Source organism: Streptomyces sp. NPDC016851, assembly GCF_055562795.1.
On sequence record NZ_JBVHEP010000005.1, the window covers coordinates 123,745 to 144,759 of the forward strand.

A 21,015-nucleotide genomic window follows, 5' to 3' on the forward strand; every position below is an offset into this window, starting at 1 on the left:
TCTAGTACGGAACTACAGGGTCCGCACCCCGACCTGCTCCCAGGCCTTCGACACGGCGTCCAGCTCCTCCCCGTCGCCGAACCGCTCGCGCGCGGCCTTGACGGTGAGCGTGGCGAAGTCGGCGAACATGGCCTGCTGCTTCAGCTCGCCGCCGGTCAGCACGTCGTACCAGATCAGCCCCGCGCGCTCCCAGGCGTGGCCGCCGAGGGCCGTGGCCGCCAGGTAGAAGGCGTGGTTCGGGATGCCCGAGTTGATGTGGACACCGCCGTTGTCGCGGCCGGTGCGCACGAAGTCGTCCATCGTCGCCGGCTGCGGGTCCTTGCCCAGGACGTCGTCGTCGTAGGCCGTGCCCGGCTCCTTCATGGAGCGCAGCGCCTTGCCCGTCACCCGCGGGGCGAGCAGGCCCGCGCCGATCAGCCAGTCGGCCTCGGCGGCGGTCTGGCCGAGCGTGTACTGCTTGATCAGCGAGCCGAAGACGTCCGACACGGACTCGTTCAGCGCGCCGGGCTGGCCGAAGTAGGTGAGGTTGGCGGTGTACTGCGTGACGCCGTGGACGAGTTCGTGGCCGATGACGTCGATCGGGATGGTGAAGTCGAGGAAGATCTCGCCGTCCCCATCGCCGAAGACCATCTGCTCGCCGTTCCAGAAGGCGTTGTTGTACTCGCGGTCGTAGTGCACGGTCGCGTTCAGCGGAAGGCCGTTGCCGTCGATCGAGTCGCGCTGGTACGCCTTCAGCAGCAGCTCGAAGGTGGCGCCGAGGCCGGCGTAGGCACGGTTGACCGTGGCGTCCTTGCCGGGCTTGTCGCCCTCGCCCCGCACCTTGGGTCCGGGCAGGTCCGTGCCGTGCCGGGCGTCGTGGACCGTGCGGTGCGGCTTGGCGGGCTCGGCCCCGGCGGGCGGGGCTGAGCCCGCCGGGGCCGGGGCGCCGACGACCGTGGTCAGCCGGCGGTGGGTGCGCTCCAGGGCGTCGCGCTCCAGGGTCCGGCGGGCGGGTCCGGCGAGCGCGGGGTCCTCGGCCTGGGAGAGCTTGTCGAGGACGTGGGGTGGGACGATGGTGCAGAAGACGGGCTCGAAGCCCCCGTGAGTCGTCATGCCCGGCACCCTTGCACTGCGTGACGGTACTGTCACTAGTCGCCACCATGATTGGTGAAATACCGGGACAAGAGTCTTCACTCTCCGTGGCGAAGTGGTATAGCGCACTTTTTGTCCCGTATGCGTGCCCGGTCCCGCATACTGATACGGACCCGCGCACCCCGGAGGGCCTCGGCTAGCATGCTGCGCATCATGCGTTTCGGGCTGCTTCTCCTTAGCTGCCGCGGCGAGGGCCTGTAGTCGAGGCCGACTCCCTCCCCGCGGAGCTTGGTGCTGCGTCGTCGGCCGTCCTTCCGGACACCCTCTGAGGAGCCCCCGCATCATGGCGAACCGCCAGCAGCCCAGTTCCATGCCGATCCACAAGTACGGCCGCTACGAGCAGGTCGACATCCCGGACCGCACCTGGCCGGACCAGCGCATCACCACCGCCCCCCGCTGGCTCTCCACGGACCTGCGCGACGGCAACCAGGCCCTGATCGACCCCATGTCGCCCGCCCGCAAGCGCGCGATGTTCGACCTGCTGGTCAAGATGGGCTACAAGGAGATCGAGGTCGGCTTCCCGGCCTCGGGCCAGACGGACTTCGACTTCGTACGGTCGATCATCGAGGAGCCGGGGGCCATCCCCGACGACGTCACCATCTCCGTACTGACCCAGGCCCGCGAGGACCTGATCGAGCGCACGGTGGAGTCGCTGAAGGGCGCCAAGCGCGCCACCGTCCACCTCTACAACGCCACCGCCCCCGTCTTCCGCCGGGTCGTCTTCCGGGGCTCCAAGGACGACATCAAGCAGATCGCCGTCGACGGCACGCGGCTGGTCATGGAGTACGCGGAGAAGCTGCTGGGCCCGGAGACGGAGTTCGGCTACCAGTACTCGCCGGAGATCTTCACCGACACCGAGCTGGACTTCGCGCTGGAGGTCTGCGAGGCGGTCATGGACGTCTGGCAGCCCGGCCCGGGCCGCGAGATCATCCTCAACCTGCCCGCCACGGTGGAGCGTTCGACCCCGTCGACCCACGCGGACCGCTTCGAGTGGATGGGCCGCAACCTCTCCCGCCGCGAGCACGTCTGCCTGTCGATCCACCCGCACAACGACCGCGGCACGGCCGTCGCCGCCGCCGAGCTGGCCCTGATGGCCGGCGCCGACCGCGTCGAGGGCTGCCTGTTCGGGCAGGGCGAGCGCACCGGCAACGTCGACCTGGTCACCCTGGGCATGAACCTGTTCTCCCAAGGCGTCGACCCGCAGATCGACTTCTCCGACATCGACGAGATCCGTCGCACGTGGGAGTACTGCAACCAGATGGAGGTCCACCCGCGCCACCCGTACGTGGGCGACCTGGTCTACACGTCCTTCTCCGGCTCCCACCAGGACGCCATCAAGAAGGGCTTCGACGCCATGGAGGCCGACGCGGCCGCCAAGGGCGTCACCGTCGACGACATCGAGTGGGCGGTCCCGTACCTGCCGATCGACCCCAAGGACGTCGGCCGCTCCTACGAGGCCGTCATCCGGGTCAACTCGCAGTCCGGCAAGGGCGGTATCGCGTACGTCCTGAAGAACGACCACAAGCTGGAACTGCCCCGCCGGATGCAGATCGAGTTCTCCAAGCTCATCCAGGCGAAGACCGACGCCGAGGGCGGCGAGGTCACGCCGAAGGACATCTGGGCGGCCTTCCGGGACGAGTACCTGCCCAACCCCGAGAACCCGTGGGGCCGGATCCAGGTCAAGAACAACCAGTCGACGACCGACACCGACGGCGTGGACACGCTGACGGTGGAGGCCACGGTCGACGGCCAGGACACCGTCCTGACCGGCTCGGGCAACGGCCCGATCTCGGCCTTCTTCGACGCGCTCCAGTCCGTCGGCATCGACGTACGCCTGCTGGACTACCAGGAGCACACGATGAGCGAGGGCGCCTCCGCGCAGGCCGCCTCCTACATCGAATGCGCGATCGACGACAAGGTCCTGTGGGGGATCGGAATCGACGCGAACACCACGCGGGCCTCGCTGAAGGCGGTCGTCTCGGCCGTCAACCGCGCGACGCGCTGACCAGCCCTGTAGGCGGTTTGAGGGCTCCGTCCGCTGATGTCCGGCGGTCGGAGCCCCGTCGTATACCGGCCAATCCCTGTGAGGGTCACGGAAAGGTCTCCTCCGGGGTACTGACTCCTCCTCATGGATGTGGCTAACATCACGCAAGCGCGGCGACGCTGCCGTGCGGCGTGACGGAGGTGCGACGTGCTGCCAGGACGGGTACGAAACGGCCGTGCCGCCAGGTTTTCGAGCATCCTGGGCACCCGTACCGCGTGGACGCCCGCCGGTGACGGGGAGTTCTTCTGCCCCGGCTGCGGCGGCGACCGCAACTACCAGCGGCTGACCGGACAACGCCGCTTCACCCTGCTCGGCCTGCCCGTGCTGCCGCGCGGCGAGACCGGCCCGGTCGTGGAGTGCGCCGCCTGCCGCCGCCACTTCGGCATGGACGTCCTCGACCACCCGACCACCACCCGCTTCTCCGCGATGCTCCGCGACGCCGTGCACACCGTCGCCCTCGCCGTGCTGGCCGCGGGCGGCGCCGGTTCCCGTACGGCGCTGGAGTCCGCGGTGCTCGCCGTGCGCGCGGCCGGCTTCGACGACTGCACGGAGGAGCAACTGGCCGCCCTCGTGGAGGCGCTGGAGGCGGACACCGGCCGGATCACCGGGGAGCCCTGCGGTGCCGGTCTGGCCATAGAGCTGCATGAGGCGCTCGACCCGCTCGCACCGCACCTCGCCACGGTCGGCCGCGAATCGATCCTGCTGCAGGGGGCGCGCATCGCCCTGGCGGACGGGCCCTACACACCGGCCGAGCGGGACGTGCTCGCGACGGTGGGGGCCGCGCTCACCATCTGCTCGGACGACGTGACACGGGTGATGGCGGCGGCGGCGCGTACGCCGTCGTAGGGCGGAGTCCCTTCCCCGGCCGCCCGGGGGCCGTTACTCCCCGGGGAGTAATCCGCAGCCCGTACCGCCCTGCGCAGTAACCCCCGACTCGGCCTCGAGCCCGACGAATCCGCCCCCGTGCGCCGGGAGTCTGGAGACCGTTCCAGACACCCGGACCGGAGGGAGCCCGAACAGTGGGGGACACAAGGACAGCAGGGGATACAAGGACAGCGGGGGACACAAGGAAAACCGCACGGCGGCGAGCCGTGCCCTGGGCGGTGGTCGGGCTGTGGCTCGCCGCCCTCGTACTGGTCGGGCCGCTCGCCGGGAAGTTCGCCGGCATCCAGCAGAACCGCGCGGTCGACTACCTGCCCGACAGCGCCGACTCCACGCAGGTCGCGCGGATCCAGGACCGGCTCCCGGGAGGCGAGTCCACCGACCTGGTGCTCGTGTACCACCGGGACGGCGGCCTGACCGACGCCGACCGGCGCACGGCCGCCGAGCAGGTCGCCGAGGTGCGCGGCGCCTACGACCTGACCGGCGAACCGCGGGGCGTGCCGTCCGAGGACGGCTCCACCCTGATGTACCCGGTGTCCAGCACCCAGCCGGGCCAGGACGAGGAGGCCCGGAACGCCTTCGTGGGCGGCGTGCGCGAGGTCGCCGAGGGCGGCGGCGGACTGAGCGTCGAGGTCGGCGGGCCCGGGGCGCTCAACACCGACATGGGCAAGGTGTTCGAGACGATCGACGGCACCCTGCTGCTGGCCACACTCGCCGTCGTCACGGTCCTGCTGATCCTGATCTACCGCAGCCCGTTCCTGTGGCTGGTGCCGCTCGCCGTCGCGGGTGTCGCCGCCGCCGTGTCGATGGCCGCCGGGTACGGACTCCACGAACTGTTCGACGTCACCGTCACCGGCCAGAGCGGCGGCGTGATGACCGTGCTCGTCCTCGGCGCCGGCACCGACTACGCACTGCTGCTCATCGCCCGCTACCGCGAGGAACTGCGGCGCCACGAGCGGCCGTACGACGCCATGCGCACCGCTCTGCGCGGCTGCGGGCCCGCGATCCTCGCCTCCTCCGGCACCGTCGCGGCCGGGCTGCTGTGCCTGCTCGCCGCCGACCTCAACAGCAGCAGCGGCATGGGCCCGGTCGGCATGGTCGGGGTGCTCGCGGCGCTGGTCGCCATGACGACCCTGCTGCCGGCCGTGCTGGTGCTGCTCGGGCGGCGGGTCTTCTGGCCGTTGATCCCCGCGTTCGGCAGCGAGCCGAAGGCCCGCCGGTCGCTGTTCGCCGCGATGGGGACCTCGGCGACGCGCCGGCCCGTGACCGTGCTCGTGGGTGGGGGCGTACTGCTCGGTGCGCTCGCCCTCGGCACGCTGAACCTGTCCGGCAGCATCAAGCAGGAGGACTCCTTCACGGAACGGCCCGAGTCGATCAGCGCGATGCGGACGCTGGCGCGGGAGTATCCGGAGCGCAGCAGCCGGCCCGTGACGGTCATCGCCCCCGACGCGCGGTCCGCCGTGGTTGCCGACCGGGCCCGGGCGACCGACGGAGTCGCCGAGGTGGTTCCCGGGCGCAGCGGCTCGGGGTGGACCGAGATCGCGGTCTTCACGACCGCCTCGCCCGAGACCGCGGCCGAGACCCGGACCATCGAGGCCCTGCGCGCCGGGCTCGACCCCACGGGTGCCTACGTCGGCGGGCCCAGCGCTCAGCAGATCGACCTGGTCGACAGCGAGTCCCGGGACCGGAAGGTGATCGTGCCGCTGGTGCTGGCTGCCGTGTTCGTCATCCTGGTCGGGCTGTTGCGGAGTCTCGTCGCGCCGTTGCTGCTGCTGGCGGCGGTGGTCGCGGTGTGGGGTGCGGCGCTGGGCATCGGGGGGCTGGTGTTCGAGCCGGTGTTCGGCTTCGGTGGTACGGATCCCGGGCTCGGGTTGCTGTCGTTCGTGTTCCTGGTCGCACTCGGGGTCGACTACGGCATCTTCCTGATGCACCGGATGCGGGAGGAGTCCGTGAAGGGGGTGGAGCCGGAGGCTGCGGCGCTGACCGCTCTGCGGACGACCGGTGGGGTCATCGCGTCTGCGGGTGTCGTGCTCGCGGCGACGTTCGCTGTGCTGACGACGCTGCCGATGGTGGGGCTTGTCGAGCTCGGGTTCGTCATCGCGGTCGGGGTGCTTCTGGACACCTTCCTCGTACGTACGTACCTGGTGACTACGGCAAGCGTGCTGTTGCGGCGGCGGGTTTGGTGGCCGGGGAGGCTCTCTCGGGCTCCGGAACTGCCCGCTGTTGCTGAGCCGGGGCGGGTGCGCAGCCCGGCGTAGCGGGGTGCCGCTCTCGGTGGGACGGGTGCCGCCCCAGCGGCACGAATGCCCGCAGCTGAGTGGGTCCCCTCCCGGAGGGGGCCCCTCCTGGCCGAGGATGATGCCCGTGCAGCTACCCACGACAGGTAATCGGATCATGGCGGTGATCAACCGTGATCCGCTGACCGCTCCGCACGCCGTGCGCAACGACGCGCTGCTCGCTGCCGTCGCCGCCGTACTCGCGGTCGGGCTCGCGCTGTTCGTCGACGACGGCCGCCGGCCCGACGCGCTCGGGTGGATGCTGCTGATCGCGAGTCATGTGCCGCTGGCGTGGCGGCGCCGCCGTCCGTTGCTCGTGCTGCTCGCGATCGTGGCCTGCGTCGCGCCCTACCACGCCCTCGACAACACCCACACGGCGCCGACCCCGGCCACCTACATCGCCCTCTACACCGTCGCCGTCACCGGCCGCCCGCTGCGTACCGTGCTGGTCGGTGTCGGCGTCATCGCTCTGTCGACGAGCGTGATGCTCACCGTGAGCATGCACGAGGCGCTGAAGGTGCTCCAGATCTCCGGGTGGGTCGTCGCCGTGCTGTTCCTCGGTGCCGATGTGCGCTTCTACCGCCAGTACGTCGCCGCGATCGTGGAACGCGCCGAACGTGCCGAGCGCACCCGCGAGGAGGAGGCCCGGCGGCGGGTCGCCGAGGAGCGGCTGCGGATCGCCCGGGACCTGCACGACCTGCTCGCGCACAGCATCACCCTCATCGGCGTGCAGACCTCGGTCGCCGCCCACGTGCTGTCCGCCGACCCCGAGCGGCTCGACCGGGAGACGGTGGCCAAGGCGCTGGACGACATCGCCGAGACCTGCCGCAGCGCGCCCGCGGGGAACTCCGTACGACACTGGAGGTGCTGCGCGAGCACGATTCCCCGGACGCCCGCGGCCCGCTGCCCGGCCTCGACGGTCTGACCGACCTGGCGGAGGCCGCGCGGCTCGCCGGTGCCCGGGTCGAGCAGAGCGTACGGGTATGGCAGGCACCGCCCGCCGTCGGTGCCGCCGCCTACCGCATCGTGCAGGAGGCCCTGACCAACGCCGTACGGCACGCCGGGCCCGAACCGGCCGTCCGGGTCGACCTGGTGGAGCGGGAGGGCGCCCTGCACCTGTCGGTCAGCGACGACGGCACGGGACCGGCCCCGGGCGGTACCCCGGGCTTCGGACTCGTCGGAATGCGCGAGCGGGCGCGGACCGTGGGTGGCACACTCGACGCCGGTCCGCGTGCGGAGGGCGGCTTCGCGGTGACCGCCGTACTGCCGCTGACGAAGACGAAGACGGGGACGGGGACGGGGATGGAGACGGGGACGATGGGGACGGCGACCGTGGGGGAGGGGACCGGATGACCATCAGAGTGCTGCTCGCGGACGACCAGACCCTGGTACGGGAGGCGTTCGCGATGCTCGTGGAGTCGGCCCGGGACATGGAGGTCGTCGGCCAGGCCGCCACCGGTCGGCAGGCCGTGCGGCTGGCCCGCAGCGAGCGCGCCGACCTCGTGGTGATGGACATCCGCATGCCCGACCTGGACGGCATCGAGGCGACCCGGCTCATCGCGGCCGACGAGGACCTCGCGGGCGTCCGGGTCCTGGTCCTCACCACGTACGACACCGACGAGAACATCGTGGACGCCCTGCGCGCCGGTGCCTCCGGGTTCCTGGTGAAGGACACCAGGCCGGCCGAACTCCTCGACGCCATCCGTACGGTCGCGGCCGGGGAGTCCCTGCTGTCGCCCGGGCCCACGGCACGGCTGATCGAGCGGTTCCTGCGCAGCCCCTCGGCACCGGAGACCGGCGGCCCGGAGTGCCTGTCCGGCCGTGAGCGGGAGGTGCTGGCGCTGGTCGCGCGGGGCCTCAACAACACCGAGATAGCCGAGGCGCTGGGCCTGAGCCCGCTGACCGCGAAGACCCACGTCAGCCGCATCATGGGCAAGCTGGCGGCCCGGGACCGGGCGCAACTGGTCATCGTCGCGTACGAGTCGGGGCTGGTGACTCCGAGGAGCGTCTGACGGGGCAGACAAGGAAGACAAGGCAGACAAGGCAGGCAAGGCGGACACGGGTCCGGCCGACGGCTCAGAGCAGCCCCGCCGCCGTCAGGTACGTCCCGACCCGCTCCACCTCGTCCTGCGACAACGGCACCTGCGGCTCCGCCGTGACCGGGCAGTCGATCACGCCCCGCAGGTGCAGCGCGGCCTTGAAGGCACCGATCGCCGAGGAGCCCGGGCCCATGCGGGCCGGGTCGCCGACGCCGACCAGGCCGAACAGGGCGCACAGCCGCTCCTGTTCGGTACGGGCCTCCTTCCACTCCCCGGCGCGGCACAGGCGGTCCAGGCGGGCGTAGCCGTGCGGGTCGACGTTGCCGAGGCCGGGCACGGTGCCGTCCGCGCCGACCGCGAGTGCCGCGTCGACGATCAGCTCGGAGCCGGTCAGCACGCTGAAGCCGCTGATGTCCGGGTGGGCCCTGGCCCCGGTCACGACCTGGCGGAAGGCGGCCAGGTCGCCGCTGGAGTCCTTGAGCGCGGCCAGGACACCGTCGGCGGCCAGCTCCAGGACCACCTCCGCCGGCAGTTTCGTGTGGACGGCGACGGGGATGTCGTAGGCGACCACCGGGACCGGGCTCGCGGCGGCGACCGCGCGGTAGTGGCGGGCGATCTCCGCCGGGTGGGTGCGGGCGTAGAACGGGGCGGTGACGACGACCGCGTCCGCGCCTGCCGCCGTCACCGCCGCGACATGGTCCACCACCCTGGCCGTCGTCATGTCGATCGCCCCGGCCAGCACCGGGAGTTGCCCGCCCGCGTGAGCCGTGACCGACTCGACCACCAGCCTGCGCTGCGCGTCCGTCAGATACGCCGCCTCCGAGGTCGAGCCGAGCACGAACAGGCCGTGCACCCCGCCGTCCACCAGATGGTCCACCAGCCTGAGCAGCGAGGGGACGTCCACCTCGCGGTCCGGTGTCAGGGGCGTGCAGACGGGCGGGATGACACCGGTCAGCGGGGTGAGGGTCATGAAGCCTCCATCGGGTCGCTCCGGCGGACGAGGTCGCGGGTCGACTCGTCCTCCTGGACAGGATGGTGGCAGCGGAAGCGGTGTGCGGGGGCCGACGCGGCCGAGAAGTCCGGCATCACCTCGGCGCACGTCCCGTCCGCCTTCCAGCAGCGTGTGCGGAACGGGCAGCCGCTCGGCGGGCGCGTCGCCGACGGGACCGGACCGGCCAGCGGGATCGGCTCGATGGGGTCGAGCAGGCCGGGCGTGGCGGAGAACAGGGCGCGGGTGTACGGGTGCCGGGCCCGGTCGGTGACCAGGGCGGCCGGGGACTCCTCGACGATCCGGCCCAGGTACATGGTGATCACGCGGTCGCTCATCCGCCGTACGGTCTGGATGTCGTGCGAGACGAACACCAGGGCCAGGCCCAGGCGTTCCTTCAGGTCCAGCAGCAGATTGAGGATCTGGGCGCGGACCGACACGTCCAGGGCACTGGTCGGCTCGTCCGCCACGACCAGGTCCGGGTCGAGCGCCAGCGCCCGGGCGATCGCGACGCGCTGCCGCTGCCCGCCCGACAACTGGCCGGGCAGGGCGTCGGCGAGGGCCCGGGGGAGGCCGACCAGGGACATCAACTCCCGTACGCGATCGTCGCGTTGCTGCCTCGTGCCCCGGTCGTGCACGTCCAGCGGGTCCCGCAGGATCTGCCGTACGGTCAGACGGCGGTTCAGGGCGGTCGACGGGTCCTGGAAGATCATGCCGGTGCTGCCGCCGACGGCCCGGCGGCGTTCGGCGGGCGGCATCGCCCACAGGTCGCGGCCCCGGAACGACACGGTCCCGCGTGTCGGCCGCTCCACGCCCACCAGCACCTTCGCCAGCGTCGACTTCCCGCAGCCCGACTCGCCCACCACACCGACGGTCTCGCCGGGCGCGATGACCAGGTCGGCGCCGGTCAGGGCGTACACCCGGTCGCGGGTGAACAGGCCGCCGCTGCGGGCCTTGTGCACCACATGTGCGTCGGACAGCTCCACGAGAGCGGGCTGTGCGTTCATGACACCGCCTCGGTCTCGGTGGTCGCCAGCTCTATGGCCGGGTGATGGCAGGCCGCCGTGTGCGCCGGCGTACCGGTCAGAAGGGGGGCCGTCGTCCGGCAGACCCCGCTCGCCCGCGGGCACCGGTCGGCGAACCGGCACCCGGCCGGGAAGTCGGCGGGGGAGGGCACGACCCCCTTGATCTGCGTCATCCGCTCCTGCGCCGACTCCAGCGACAGCACGCTGCCGAGCAGGCCCCGCGTGTAGTGGTGGGCCGGGGCCTCCACCAGGTCGGCGGTCACCCCGATCTCGACGATCTGCCCGCCGTACATCACCGCCACCCGGTCGGTGACGTCCGCGACCAGCGCCAGGTCGTGCGAGACGAGGATCAGCGCGAAGCCCAGCTCCTCGCGCAACCGCAGCAGCAGCTCGATGACCTGGGCCTGCACAGTCACGTCCAGGGCGGTCGTCGGCTCGTCGGCGACGATCAGTTTCGGGTCGCGGGACAGGGCCATGGCGATCAGGACGCGCTGCCGCTGCCCGCCGGACAGTTCGTGCGGATAGCTGCGCAGGGTGCGCTCGGGGTCGAGGCCGACCATCGTCAGCAACTCGGCGGGTTCGTGCCGCCCGCCGCGCCGGACGACCTGCTTGAGCTGGGCGCGGATCGTCATGGCCGGGTTCAGCGACGACAGCGCGTCCTGGTAGATCATCGCCATCTCGTGGCCGAGGAGCCTGCGGCGTACGCGCATCGGCTCGGCGAGCAGGTCGCGCCCGCCGAACCGGACCTGGCCGCCGACGCGCGCCCCCTTCGGCTGGAGGCCCATGACCGCGAGGGCCGTCAGCGACTTGCCGCAGCCCGACTCGCCGACCAGGCCCAGGACTTCACCGGGATGCACCTCGAAGCCGATGCCGTCCACGATGTCGACGCCGCCGTGCCGCTCGTCGAAACCGATGGTGAGGTTCTCCACCGCCAGCACCGGCTGTCCGTCCCGGGGCAGCTGACGGGCCCGGGCCCGCAGTCGCCGGGCCGCTTCCGTCAGGCCGGGCAGTTGGACGATCTCCCCGCTGCCGGGCTCCGGCGCCTCGAGGCGGTCGTCGTCCTCGGGGACCTCCACCTCGCGCGCCGACGGGGCCGCCCACGCGTCGGACACCCCCTCGGACAGGATGTTCAGCGACAGCACGGTGACCAGCATCAGCAGGCCGGGGAACACGGTCGCCCACCAGCCGCCGGTCAGCACCATGTTCTTGCCGTCCGCGATGACACTGCCCCAGGACGGGTCGGGCGGCCGTACGCCCGCTCCGATGAAGGACAGCGACGCCTCGAAGACGATCGCCTCGGCGACCTGCACCGTGCAGAACACCAGCACGGGCGCGGCGCAGTTGATCGCCACGTGCTTCAGCACGATGTGCGGAGTCCGGGCGCCGATCACCCGTTCCGCCGTCACGTAGTCCTCGCCGTACTGGTCAAGGACGTTCGCCCGGACGACCCGCGCCACCGGCGGTGTGAACAGGAACGCGATCGCGCAGATCAGCACCGTGATGCCACCGCCGAACACCGCCACCAGCACGGCGGCGAGCGCGATGCCCGGGAACGCCATGACGACGTCCAGGCAGCGCATCAGCGTCTCGTCCACCGCCTTGCGGGAGGTCGCGGCGATCGCCCCGAGCAGCGCGCCCGCCACCAGCGCCAGACCGGTGGCACCGAGCCCGATCGCCAGCGACCAGCGCGCCCCGTACATCAGCCGGCTGAGGATGTCCCGGCCGAGGCTGTCCTGGCCCATCCAGTGCCCGGCGGACGGATGCCCGGTGCCGGCGACGGGCGGCTGCTGGTCGAGCGGGTCGTGCGGGGCGAGCAGCGGGGCGAGCAGCGCCAGCAGGACGACGACCGCCAGGAAGCAGACGGCGGCCTTCGACAGCAACGGCAGCCGGCGCCAGCCGCGCAGCCGGAGGCCGGGCCGGGACAGCGCCTCGGTGAGGCTCTTGCGGGTCAGCATGCGGGTCATCACGTGGTCGCATCCCTCAGTCGCGGGTTGACCAGCAGGTAGAGGACGTCGATGACGAGGTTCACGACGACGAACCCGGCCGCCGTGGTCAGGACGACGCCCTGGACGACGGCCGGATCGCCGTTCTTCACCGCGTCGATCATCAGCTTCCCCATGCCGGGCAGCGAGAAGATCGTCTCGATCACTACCGCGCCGCCCAGCAGATAGCCGACGCGCAGCCCGAGCACGGTGAGCGGGTTGATGAGCGCGTTCCGCAGCACGTTCCGCCCCACGACCACGCGCGGCGGCAGCCCGCTCCCGATCGCCGTCCGCACGTAGTCCTTGTCCAGTTCCTCCACCACCGCCGTCCGCACGATCCGGGTCAGCTGTGCCGCCACCGGAAGGGAGAGGGCGAGGGCGGGGAGGGTCATGGTCTTCAGCCAGCCGGTGAAGGAGTCGGCCGGGTTGATGTAGCCGCCGGTCGGGAACCAGCCCAGGTCGACCGCCAGGTACTGGATCATCAGCAGCGCCAGCCAGAAGCCGGGCGCCGCGACACCGGTCAGCGACACGACCCGGATGATCTGGTCGGGCAGCCGGTCCCGGTAGATCGCCGCGGTCACGCCGCCCACGAGGGACAGCACGACCGCGACGCCCAGGCCCAGGAAGGTCAGCTGGAGGGTGAGCGGCAGGGCGGTGGTGACCTGGTCGATCACCGGCGCCCGGGTCAGCGCGCTGGTGCCCAGGTCGCCGTGCAGCAGGTCGGCGACGAAGTCGGCGTAGCGCACGGGCAGCGGGTCGAGCAGGCCGTGTTCCTCGCGGAAGTCGTGCAACTGCTCCGGAGTCGGGTTGGCGCCCTGGAAGAACGCGGACGCCGGGTCGACGTCCGAGAACCGCATCACCAGGAACACGAACAGCACGATGCCGAGCATCAGCGGCACGAGCAGGGCGACGCGGCGCAGCAGGATCCGCAGGACTGCCGTCATGCCGCTAGGCCCACTTGGCCTGGAGGAGGTTGATGCCGGGGTAGGGCTGTGCCCTTATGCCGCTGAGCCGCTTCGGGTCCCAGGCCGTCATCAGCTCGTTGTGGACGACCGGGTAGAGCACGGCCTGTTCGGCGACGACGTCGATGTAGTCCTGGACCATCGCCTTCTTCTTCTCGGGATCCGGCTCCCGGGTGGCCCGGTCCATGTCCCTGAAGAGCGCCTTGGCGACGGGGTTGCCCGCCCACCGCGTGTACTGCATCCACAGGTTCTCGGGCCCGTAGTTGTAGTGCATGATCAGGTCGGCGTCGAGGCCGAACTGGTTGGGGTTCGAGGCGGCGGCGACGACCTGGTAGTCCTGCTTCTGGTCCATCTTCGTGAACACGGCCGTGGTCTCCTGCGGGGACAGGGTCGTCTTCACACCGATCGCGTCCCAGGACGCCTTGATGGTGGGCAGGCAGTCGACGATCCAGCTCACGTTCACCGCGAGGATGTCGATGCTCAGCCCCTTGACGCCGGCCTGCTTCAGCAGCGCCTTCGCCTTGTCCGGGTCGTAGTCGTACACGGTCTTCGCCCGGCGGTAGGACGGGTTGCTCTCGTCGAGGAAGGAACTCGACGGCTTCCCGTGGCCCTTGAGCGCGACCTCCACCATCTTCCCGGTGTCGATGGCGTAGTGCAGGGCCTGGCGTACGCGCACGTCGTCGAAGGGCTTGTGCTTGGTGTTGAACATCAGGAACAGGTTGTTCATCCCGGCCCCGCCGGCGACGGTCAGCCCGCTGCTCTCCAACTGCGCGATGTTGGCGTACGGGATGTTGTCCGCGATCTGCGCGCCGGCGCTCGACCCCGAGATCTTCGCGACGCGGGGTGCCGCGTCCACGATCGTCAGCCAGTTCATCTTCCGGAAGGCCGGCTTGCGCGGGCCGTTGTAGCCGTCGAACGCCTCGAAGGTCGTGTTCGACTTAGGGTGGTGCGCGGTCTGCCGGTACGGCCCCGAGCCGATCGCCTTGCCCTTGATGGCCTCGTCCCAGGCGCCGGGTTTCGAGAACACGTGCTTCGGCATGACCTTGGCGAGGGTCAGCCGTGAAAGCCCGTCCGGGAACGGGAACTTGAGCACCAGCTCCACGGTCCGCCCGTCGATCTTGCGGACCTCCTTCAGCCAGCTCGCGAAGAAGCCCTTGGCGAGGGTCTGGGTGTCCGGGTCGAGGATCCGCTCGAAGACGAAGACCACGTCGTCGGCGGTGACGGGCTTGCCGTCGTGGAACTTCGCGCCCGCCCGCAGCGTGAACCTCCAGGACGTACTGCCCGGGTCCTTCGGCACCTCGGTCGCCAGGGCCGCGTACGGCTCGCGGGAGATCGGGTCGGTGTCGAGCAGGCCCTCGTAGATGTGGTTGTTGGCGGCCATGCAGAACGCGGACGCCGTCTGGGTGGGATCCCAGCTGCCGTCGTTGCCGTAGCCGATCACCGCCGTCAGCGTCCGGTTCGCCCCGCTGCCGCCGCCACCGGTGTCGTTGGTGGACTCCGGCCCCGACGAACAGGCCGACAGCGACGCGGAGACGGCGGCGGCCGCGCCCAGCGCGCCCGTGTACTTCAGGAAGGTCCGGCGGTGCGGCGCCGGCACATCAGGGGTCACGTCGCGCACGGGTCCTCCAGCGAGAGGTCTGGGGGGGAAGGGACTGGCAGAGGAGATACGACGTCCTACGTCCTGCGGTCAGCGCGACCATAGGAGGGGCCGTGGGGGCGGTCAAGGGATCGCACACGAATGGCGTATCTGCCACAGGTCGGACCAATGACACTGCGGACGGCACGAGTTGACGAGCTATCAGGACAGGTCCGTGCCGGGTACCGCCGGAAGTGGGACGTGGGATGTCCGGGGCGCGTACGATGCGGCGCATGTCCGAGGAGCCCAGGACCAGCCGGATACAACGCCAGGTCGTGCAGCTCATCCTCGACCGCAGACTCACCGCCGGTGCGCCGCTGCCCACCGAGGCCGAACTCATGGCGGGCCTCGGCGTCAGCCGCAACTCCGTCCGCGAGGCCCTCAAAGCCCTCCAGGCCCTCGACATCGTCGAGATCAGACACGGCTACGGCACCTACGTCGGCCAGGCCTCCCTCACCCCCCTCGTCGACGGGCTGACCTTCCGCACCCTGGCCCGGCACGACGACGACCCCGGCGCCCTCGCCGAGATCCTCCAGGTCCGCGAGGTACTGGAGGAGGGCCTGATCCGCCGGGTCGCCGCGACGGTCACGGAGGCCGAACTGGACCGGCTGGAGGGCGTGGTGACCCGCATGGAGCGCGCGGGCGGCACGGGGCGCTCCTTCCCGGAGCTGGACCGCGAGTTCCACGAGATCCTGTACGCCTCCCTCGGCAACGCGCTGGTGCCGCAGCTCCTCGGCGCGTTCTGGACGGTCTTCCGCCGGGTCTCCGGCGCCCGCGGCTGGACCGACGACCCGTCTCCCGAGGTCACGGTCCGCCGCCACCGCGACATCGTCACCGCCCTGCGCGCCCGCGACGCCGAGGGCGCGCAGCGGGCGATGGCGGTGCACTTCCGGGGGATCGAGGCGCGGGCGGCGCAGGAGTCGCGGGGAGTGGGCTGATTCCGCTCCCGGGCCGGCGAGTTGCGGAGCATGATGAGGGGCGTGAGCGAGCTGTGGAGTGAGCGTGGCGCCGGCATCCTGAGACTGCCTTCCGGGCGACTGGTACGGGGACGAGGTCTCCGCCACCCCATGGACCCCGGCGCGCCCCACCCCTCCTACGGTGTCTACCTGCTCGGCCGGCAGCCGCCCGAGGTTCCCTGGGAGGCGTGCTGGATCCGCTGGCCCGACTTCCGCCTCCCGTCGGACCGGGCAGCCGCCCGCGAGGTACTGGCCGCCGCCTGGGAACGGGCCGCCGGGGAGCGCGTGGAGATCGCCTGCGGCGGAGGACGCGGCCGCACGGGCACGGCCCTGGCCTGCCTCGCGGTCCTGGACGGCGTACCCGCCGAGGAGGCGGTGGCGTACGTGCGCCGGCACTACGACCGGCATGCGGTGGAAACGCCCTGGCAGCGGCGGTACGTACGCCGGTTCGGTGAGGGATGAGCCGAGGGGGGAGCCCTTCCTTCGGCGTACCGCCTCATACCTTGGTCGCGCCGCCGTAGACCGACGGCCGACAGCGGGGCCGGGTGCCTGCTCGGCACAGTGAACGGCATGGAAGAGACCAAGGGGACCAAACAGACCAAGAGGATCAGCCGGGCACAGTTCCTGGCCGGAGCGGCGGCGGTGGGGGCCGCCGGGGCACTGGGACCGGCCGGACAGGCCCGGGCGACGGAGCCCCGGCACGGCAGGGGACTGCGCCGGCGGGGCGTCGTCTACACGGTCGGGGAGGGCGAGACGCCGGGGACCGCGTGGAGCGCTCGCCGGATGCGGGCCGATGTCCGGGCCATCCGGGACGACCTGCACGCCGACACCATCGATGTCACCGGGGACGGCGTCGAGCGGCTCACCGCCACCGCCGCCGAGGCCGCCGAACGCGGGCTGCACGTCTGGTTGCAGCCGACGCTCGGAGACGCCCCGCAGCGGGACATCCTGGATCACCTGGCCGAAACCGGCCGGTTCGCGGAGCGGCTCCGCCGGCAGGGAGCGAGCGTCGACCTCAGCGTCGGCTGCGAGTTCTGGCTGTTCGTCCCCGGCATCCTGCCGGGCGAGACGGCCCTGGAACGCATCAGGCACCTGCAGAACGGCACCGTCGACTGGCCCCGGACGCTGCGCCGCCTCGCCGACTTCACGGCGAAGGCCGCGAAGACCGGCCGCTCCGTGTTCAAGGGCAACCTCAGCTACGCCGCCGCCCAGTCCATCGACGACCCGGACTGGAACCTCTTCGACATCGTCGGCATCGACTACTACTCGTACTTCCCGAAGCGGTCCGAGTACGTCCGGGAGCTGAAGCAGTACCTGCGGTGGGGAAAGCCGCTCGCCATCACCGAGTTCGGCACGTGCGCCTACGTCGGCGCGCCCGATGCCGGCGGCATGGGCTGGGACGTCGTCGACTACGACAAGGAGCCGCCGGAGATCAAGGGCGACCTGGTCCGCAGCGAGCGCGTCCAGGCCGACTACGTGGGCGACCTGCTGGACGTCTTCGAGTCGATGGGCCTGTACGCGGCGATGACCTTCGAGTTCCTCAGCGCGGACGCCCCGCACCGCCCGGACGAACCCCGCCTCGACCTCGACATCGCGGCGTACTCCATCACGAAGGCGATCAAGGACCGCCCGGACGACCCCGCCTCCGGCTGGCACTGGGAGCCGAAGGAGGCGTTCCACGCGGTGGCCCGCCGATACGGGGCGGCGGGCCACCGCGCCGGGCAGCCGGGGTAGGCACCGGCCGCCACGGTGAACGTCCGATCAGGCCCGGACGCCCGACCCGGCCCGGACGCCCGACCCGGCCCGGACACCCGACCTGGGCCGGATGCCCAGGAGGCCGTCCCCGAGACCGTCTGCACGCCGCCGCCCAGGCCCGGCCGGGCCTGGGCGGCCGCTTCACACCCCTGCGGGGCCGGAGCCCGGCAGCCGCAGCATGAAGACGTCGACCGGGTCCTGGGATGCGACCGTGAAGCCGTGGCGCTCGTAGAGACGCCGGGCCGGACTGCCCTGCAGGACGTTCAGGCGGACGAGCGCGCCGTCCGCGTCGGTCCGGGTCAGCAGCATGCGCAGGACCGCCGCTCCCAGACCCCGGCCCTGGAGAGCCGGGGCGATATAGAAGTGCTCCAGCCAGCGGCCGTTCTCGTCGGTCCCGGACGGGCGCAGGGCGACGCTGCCCGCGAAGGAGCCGTCGGCCTCGATGACCGAGGTGTGCCGGGCGGAGAAACCGTCGCGCAGGCGCTGTCTGACCCGGTGTTCGTCATAGCGGCCCAGGCGCTCCAGGTCCGGGCGCATCACCACCGCCCGCAGTTCCGCTATCGGCTCGACATCCGCCGGCCCGGCCGGGCGCATGGTCCACGTCTGTTCCATGCAGCGGGATCGTAGGCGCGAAGTAATCCGCATGCCGCTTTTCACCGATCAGCTTTTCGTCTTTGCCGAACCCCTTTGTGCTGCGCCGCAGTTGTAGGGCACAGACCCCTCCCGAGTGTAGGCGCGGAGAGTCACCGAAGGGATGCGAAGAGTGAAACTCCGAAAGGAGGGGGAGCACGGTGGAGGCACGACACTCGGCGCTCTGCGCCGAAGAAGCGGAGGATGCGGTGAAAGAATTGCGGGCAGAACTCGCCGAGGCCGGAATTGTCCTGACGTCACCGGGGCTTCACCCGGTGAATCTTGTGCGGGAAGTCCCCTGTCCGCTCGTGGAATTGGGCCGGTGTTCTGCTCGGACCGCCCGGCGGCTCGCGGCGGTGCCGCGATGAAGCCTCCGGTCGGCGCGTACGTCGTGGACACCCGCAGCGGCCGCATCGGCATCGTCATGGGGCATGAGGGGCCCTATGTACAGCTGAGGCCGTACGGCGGCGGGAAGGAGTGGGACGCCGACCCCGGTGCCGTCCGGCACGCCACCCCGGCCGAGCGGCTGCGCGCGGCGACGGCGTACGCCAACGCCCGCAGCAGGGGCGAGGTCCCTTGACGCGATGACCCTGCGAGAATGGCGCCATGAGTCTGTTCCGCGACGACGGCATCGTGCTGCGCACCCAGAAGCTGGGTGAGGCGGACCGGATCATCACGCTGCTCACCCGCGGTCACGGACGGGTACGGGCGGTGGCCAGGGGCGTGCGCCGGACGAAATCGAAGTTCGGTGCGCGCCTCGAACCCTTCTCCCACGTCGACGTGCAGTTCTTCTCCAAGGGCAGCGAGCTGGTCGGACGCGGGCTGCCGCTGTGCACGCAGAGCGAGACCATCGCCCCCTACGGCGGCGGGATCGTCACCGACTACGCGCGGTACACCGCGGGCACGGCCATGCTGGAGACCGCCGAGCGGTTCACCGACCACGAGGGCGAGCCGGCCGTACAGCAGTACCTGCTGCTCGTCGGCGGGCTGCGGACCCTCGCCCGCGGGGAGCACGCGCCGCATCTGGTGCTGGACGCGTTCCTGCTCCGCTCCCTCGCCGTCAACGGCTACGCCCCGAGCTTCACCGACTGCGCGAAATGCGGTATGCCCGGGCCCAACCGGTTCTTCTCCGTCGCCTCGGGCGGTTCTGTCTGCGTCGACTGCCGGGTGCCCGGCAGCGTCGTACCCTCGCCCCAGGCCCTGGAACTCCTCGGTGCGCTGCTTACGGGAGACTGGGAGACGGCGGACGCCTGCGAGGCGCGCTACGTCCGGGAGGGCAGCGGGCTGGTGTCCGCGTATCTGCACTGGCACATGGAGCGCGGGCTGCGCTCCCTGCGCTACGTGGAGAAGTAAGCGAAGCAAGCAAGCACGAGGAGACGAGAAACACATGGCCGTACGCGGGATCCTGGGGCGGCAGCGCCGGGAGTACAGGACGCCGGAGCCCCACCCGTCCGGCGCGCGGCCGCCGAAGCTCGGAGAGCTCGTACCACAGCATGTGGCGATCGTCATGGACGGCAACGGGCGGTGGGCGAAGGAGCGGGGCCTGCCGCGCACCGAGGGGCACAAGGTCGGCGCCGAGCGGGTGCTCGACGTGCTCCAGGGCGCCATCGAGATGGGCGTGGGCGCCATCTCCCTGTACGCCTTCTCCACCGAGAACTGGAAGCGGTCACCGGAAGAGGTGCGCTTCCTGATGAACTTCAACCGGGACTTCATCCGCAAGACCCGCGACCAGCTGGACGAGCTGGGCATCCGGGTGCGCTGGGTGGGCCGTATGCCCAAGCTGTGGCGCTCGGTCGCCAAGGAACTCCAGATCGCCCAGGAACAGACCAAGGGCAACGACAAGCTCACGCTGTACTTCTGCATGAACTACGGCGGGCGCGCCGAGATCGCCGACGCGGCGCAGGCGCTCGCGGCCGATGTGAAGGCCGGGAAGCTCGACCCGTCGAAGGTCAACGAGAAGACCTTCGCGAAGTACATGTACTACCCGGACATGCCGGACGTGGACCTGTTCCTGCGTCCGAGCGGTGAGCAGCGCACTTCCAACTACCTGATCTGGCAGAGCGCGTACGCCGAGATGGTCTTCCAGGACGTGCTGTGGCCGGACTTCGACCGCCGCGACCTGTGGCGGGCCTGCCTGGAGTTCGCCTCGCGGGACCGCCGCTTCGGCGGCGCCATCCCGAACGAGGAACTGCTGGCCATGGAGGGCAAGCAGCAGTAGAAGCATTCGGGGGCGCTGTGCGCCCCCGAACCCCTTAAGCCGTCTTTGCCGCGCAGTCCGCGCACGTCCCGAAGATCTCCACCGTGTGGGCCACGTTCACGAAGCCGTGCTCCGCGGCGATGGCCTCCGCCCACTTCTCCACGGCCGGGCCCTCCACCTCGACGGCCTTGCCGCAGCCGCGGCACACCAGGTGGTGGTGATGGTCGTCGGTGGAGCAGCGGCGGTAGACGGACTCGCCGTCGGCGGTGCGCAGGACGTCGACCTCGCCGGCGTCGGCGAGGGACTGCAGGGTGCGGTAGACCGTGGTGAGCCCGACCGAGTCGCCCTTGTGCTTGAGCATGTCGTGCAGTTCCTGCGCGCTGCGGAACTCGTCGACCTCGTCCAGGGCCGCCGCCACGGCGGCACGCTGCCTGGTGGCGCGGCCCTTCACGGACGGTCCAGCGGTCGTCACCGTTGCCTCCTCACGTCTGCCTTGCCCGGGCCATTGTGCC

18 protein-coding genes and 1 pseudogene are annotated in these 21,015 nt (G+C 71.2%); 11 read left to right on the forward strand and 8 right to left on the reverse strand.

The genetic code is table 11. The annotated features are described in order from the left end of the window. Positions 1 to 12 precede the first annotated feature (12 nt). Entirely contained in the window at positions 13 to 1,092 is a 1,080-nt protein-coding gene (locus tag ACZ3I3_RS10570; RefSeq protein ID WP_467364110.1) for a M4 family metallopeptidase, read from the reverse strand. 322 nt (positions 1,093 to 1,414) lie between these two features. On the opposite strand from ACZ3I3_RS10570, the gene leuA reads away from it, so the two are divergent. From leuA to ACZ3I3_RS10595, 5 genes and pseudogenes are all read left to right on the forward strand, one after another. After that, positions 1,415 to 3,136, forward strand: a complete 1,722-nt coding sequence (gene leuA / locus ACZ3I3_RS10575) for a 2-isopropylmalate synthase (protein WP_467364111.1) — start codon at positions 1,415 to 1,417, stop codon at positions 3,134 to 3,136. A 186-nt stretch (positions 3,137 to 3,322) separates the two neighbouring features. Further along, the gene (locus tag ACZ3I3_RS10580; RefSeq protein ID WP_467364112.1) at positions 3,323 to 4,021 is read left to right on the forward strand and encodes a tellurite resistance TerB family protein; all 699 of its coding nucleotides are present in this window, start codon (positions 3,323 to 3,325) and stop codon (positions 4,019 to 4,021) included. A 245-nt stretch (positions 4,022 to 4,266) separates the two neighbouring features. Continuing rightward, positions 4,267 to 6,315 (forward strand): MMPL family transporter, encoded by a 2,049-nt coding sequence (locus ACZ3I3_RS10585; RefSeq protein WP_467364113.1) that lies wholly within the window; start codon positions 4,267 to 4,269, stop codon positions 6,313 to 6,315. Positions 6,316 to 6,412: 97 nt separating this feature from the next. Next, positions 6,413 to 7,686, forward strand: a pseudogene (locus tag ACZ3I3_RS10590) (sensor histidine kinase). Further along, complete coding sequence (locus ACZ3I3_RS10595; protein ID WP_467364114.1) at positions 7,683 to 8,345, forward strand: response regulator transcription factor; 663 nt, start codon at positions 7,683 to 7,685, stop codon at positions 8,343 to 8,345. The pseudogene ACZ3I3_RS10590 and the gene ACZ3I3_RS10595 overlap by 4 nt, the downstream one beginning before the upstream one ends. Before the next feature lie 64 nt (positions 8,346 to 8,409). On the opposite strand, the gene ACZ3I3_RS10600 is transcribed toward ACZ3I3_RS10595, so the two are convergent. From ACZ3I3_RS10600 to ACZ3I3_RS10620, 5 genes are read right to left on the reverse strand one after another with little or no spacing between them, the layout of a single operon-like run. Then, positions 8,410 to 9,342: a dihydrodipicolinate synthase family protein gene (locus tag ACZ3I3_RS10600; RefSeq protein ID WP_467364115.1), complete on the reverse strand. Its 933-nt coding sequence runs from the start codon at positions 9,340 to 9,342 to the stop codon at positions 8,410 to 8,412. Continuing rightward, the gene (locus ACZ3I3_RS10605) at positions 9,339 to 10,367 is read right to left on the reverse strand and encodes an oligopeptide/dipeptide ABC transporter ATP-binding protein (RefSeq protein WP_467364116.1); all 1,029 of its coding nucleotides are present in this window, start codon (positions 10,365 to 10,367) and stop codon (positions 9,339 to 9,341) included. The genes ACZ3I3_RS10600 and ACZ3I3_RS10605 overlap by 4 nt, the downstream gene beginning before the upstream one ends. Next, positions 10,364 to 12,340 (reverse strand): dipeptide/oligopeptide/nickel ABC transporter permease/ATP-binding protein, encoded by a 1,977-nt coding sequence (locus ACZ3I3_RS10610; RefSeq protein ID WP_467364282.1) that lies wholly within the window; start codon positions 12,338 to 12,340, stop codon positions 10,364 to 10,366. Before ACZ3I3_RS10610 ends, ACZ3I3_RS10605 begins: the two co-directional genes overlap by 4 nt. 8 nt (positions 12,341 to 12,348) lie before the next feature. Next, positions 12,349 to 13,311, reverse strand: a complete 963-nt coding sequence (locus ACZ3I3_RS10615; protein WP_467364117.1) for an ABC transporter permease — start codon at positions 13,309 to 13,311, stop codon at positions 12,349 to 12,351. A gap of 4 nt (positions 13,312 to 13,315) precedes the next feature. Continuing rightward, the gene (locus tag ACZ3I3_RS10620) at positions 13,316 to 14,947 is read right to left on the reverse strand and encodes an ABC transporter substrate-binding protein (RefSeq protein WP_467364118.1); all 1,632 of its coding nucleotides are present in this window, start codon (positions 14,945 to 14,947) and stop codon (positions 13,316 to 13,318) included. Positions 14,948 to 15,189: 242 nt separating this feature from the next. Here ACZ3I3_RS10620 and ACZ3I3_RS10625 point away from each other — a divergent pair, with 242 nt between their 5' ends. The 3 genes from ACZ3I3_RS10625 (at position 15,190) to ACZ3I3_RS10635 (ending at position 17,655) form a co-directional block, all read left to right on the forward strand. Continuing rightward, positions 15,190 to 15,903 (forward strand): FadR/GntR family transcriptional regulator, encoded by a 714-nt coding sequence (locus tag ACZ3I3_RS10625; RefSeq protein WP_467364283.1) that lies wholly within the window; start codon positions 15,190 to 15,192, stop codon positions 15,901 to 15,903. Positions 15,904 to 15,936: 33 nt separating this feature from the next. Beyond that, positions 15,937 to 16,383, forward strand: a complete 447-nt coding sequence (locus ACZ3I3_RS10630) for a protein-tyrosine phosphatase family protein (RefSeq protein WP_467364284.1) — start codon at positions 15,937 to 15,939, stop codon at positions 16,381 to 16,383. Between the two features lie 108 nt (positions 16,384 to 16,491). Beyond that, positions 16,492 to 17,655 (forward strand): abortive phage infection protein, encoded by a 1,164-nt coding sequence (locus ACZ3I3_RS10635; protein WP_467364119.1) that lies wholly within the window; start codon positions 16,492 to 16,494, stop codon positions 17,653 to 17,655. A gap of 162 nt (positions 17,656 to 17,817) precedes the next feature. Here ACZ3I3_RS10635 and ACZ3I3_RS10640 read toward each other — a convergent pair whose 3' ends face one another. Further along, positions 17,818 to 18,288, reverse strand: coding sequence for a GNAT family N-acetyltransferase (locus tag ACZ3I3_RS10640; RefSeq protein WP_467364120.1), 471 nt, complete (start codon positions 18,286 to 18,288; stop codon positions 17,818 to 17,820). Between the two features lie 382 nt (positions 18,289 to 18,670). Between ACZ3I3_RS10640 and ACZ3I3_RS10645 the strand changes: the two genes are divergently transcribed. Genes ACZ3I3_RS10645 through ACZ3I3_RS10655 form a run of 3 tightly spaced genes read left to right on the forward strand, consistent with a single transcriptional unit; the run spans position 18,671 to position 20,524 of the window. Further along, positions 18,671 to 18,886, forward strand: a complete 216-nt coding sequence (locus ACZ3I3_RS10645; protein WP_086599578.1) for a hypothetical protein — start codon at positions 18,671 to 18,673, stop codon at positions 18,884 to 18,886. A 26-nt stretch (positions 18,887 to 18,912) separates the two neighbouring features. Then, positions 18,913 to 19,659, forward strand: a complete 747-nt coding sequence (gene recO / locus ACZ3I3_RS10650; RefSeq protein WP_467364121.1) for a DNA repair protein RecO — start codon at positions 18,913 to 18,915, stop codon at positions 19,657 to 19,659. 34 nt (positions 19,660 to 19,693) lie between these two features. Further along, positions 19,694 to 20,524 (forward strand): isoprenyl transferase, encoded by an 831-nt coding sequence (locus ACZ3I3_RS10655; protein ID WP_467364122.1) that lies wholly within the window; start codon positions 19,694 to 19,696, stop codon positions 20,522 to 20,524. Positions 20,525 to 20,558: 34 nt separating this feature from the next. On the opposite strand, the gene ACZ3I3_RS10660 is transcribed toward ACZ3I3_RS10655, so the two are convergent. After that, on the reverse strand, positions 20,559 to 20,975 hold the full coding sequence (locus ACZ3I3_RS10660; protein ID WP_467364123.1) for a Fur family transcriptional regulator: 417 nt from the start codon (positions 20,973 to 20,975) through the stop codon (positions 20,559 to 20,561). Positions 20,976 to 21,015 lie beyond the last annotated feature (40 nt).

What these genes read in the sequence shown, in the direction of transcription:
- ACZ3I3_RS10640 (WP_467364120.1), bottom strand. Translation starts at nt 18,288, where the DNA reads ATGGAACAGACGTGGACCATGCGCCCGGCCGGGCCGGCGGATGTCGAG.
- ACZ3I3_RS10645 (WP_086599578.1), top strand. Translation starts at nt 18,671, where the DNA reads ATGAAGCCTCCGGTCGGCGCGTACGTCGTGGACACCCGCAGCGGCCGC.
- ACZ3I3_RS10635 (WP_467364119.1), top strand. Translation starts at nt 16,492, where the DNA reads ATGGAAGAGACCAAGGGGACCAAACAGACCAAGAGGATCAGCCGGGCA.
- ACZ3I3_RS10625 (WP_467364283.1), top strand. Translation starts at nt 15,190, where the DNA reads ATGCGGCGCATGTCCGAGGAGCCCAGGACCAGCCGGATACAACGCCAG.
- leuA (WP_467364111.1), top strand. Translation starts at nt 1,415, where the DNA reads ATGGCGAACCGCCAGCAGCCCAGTTCCATGCCGATCCACAAGTACGGC.
- recO (WP_467364121.1), top strand. Translation starts at nt 18,913, where the DNA reads ATGAGTCTGTTCCGCGACGACGGCATCGTGCTGCGCACCCAGAAGCTG.
- ACZ3I3_RS10655 (WP_467364122.1), top strand. Translation starts at nt 19,694, where the DNA reads ATGGCCGTACGCGGGATCCTGGGGCGGCAGCGCCGGGAGTACAGGACG.
- ACZ3I3_RS10615 (WP_467364117.1), bottom strand. Translation starts at nt 13,311, where the DNA reads ATGACGGCAGTCCTGCGGATCCTGCTGCGCCGCGTCGCCCTGCTCGTG.
- ACZ3I3_RS10610 (WP_467364282.1), bottom strand. Translation starts at nt 12,340, where the DNA reads ATGCTGACCCGCAAGAGCCTCACCGAGGCGCTGTCCCGGCCCGGCCTC.
- ACZ3I3_RS10570 (WP_467364110.1), bottom strand. Translation starts at nt 1,092, where the DNA reads ATGACGACTCACGGGGGCTTCGAGCCCGTCTTCTGCACCATCGTCCCA.
- ACZ3I3_RS10605 (WP_467364116.1), bottom strand. Translation starts at nt 10,367, where the DNA reads ATGAACGCACAGCCCGCTCTCGTGGAGCTGTCCGACGCACATGTGGTG.
- ACZ3I3_RS10600 (WP_467364115.1), bottom strand. Translation starts at nt 9,342, where the DNA reads ATGACCCTCACCCCGCTGACCGGTGTCATCCCGCCCGTCTGCACGCCC.
- ACZ3I3_RS10630 (WP_467364284.1), top strand. Translation starts at nt 15,937, where the DNA reads ATGAGGGGCGTGAGCGAGCTGTGGAGTGAGCGTGGCGCCGGCATCCTG.
- ACZ3I3_RS10595 (WP_467364114.1), top strand. Translation starts at nt 7,683, where the DNA reads ATGACCATCAGAGTGCTGCTCGCGGACGACCAGACCCTGGTACGGGAG.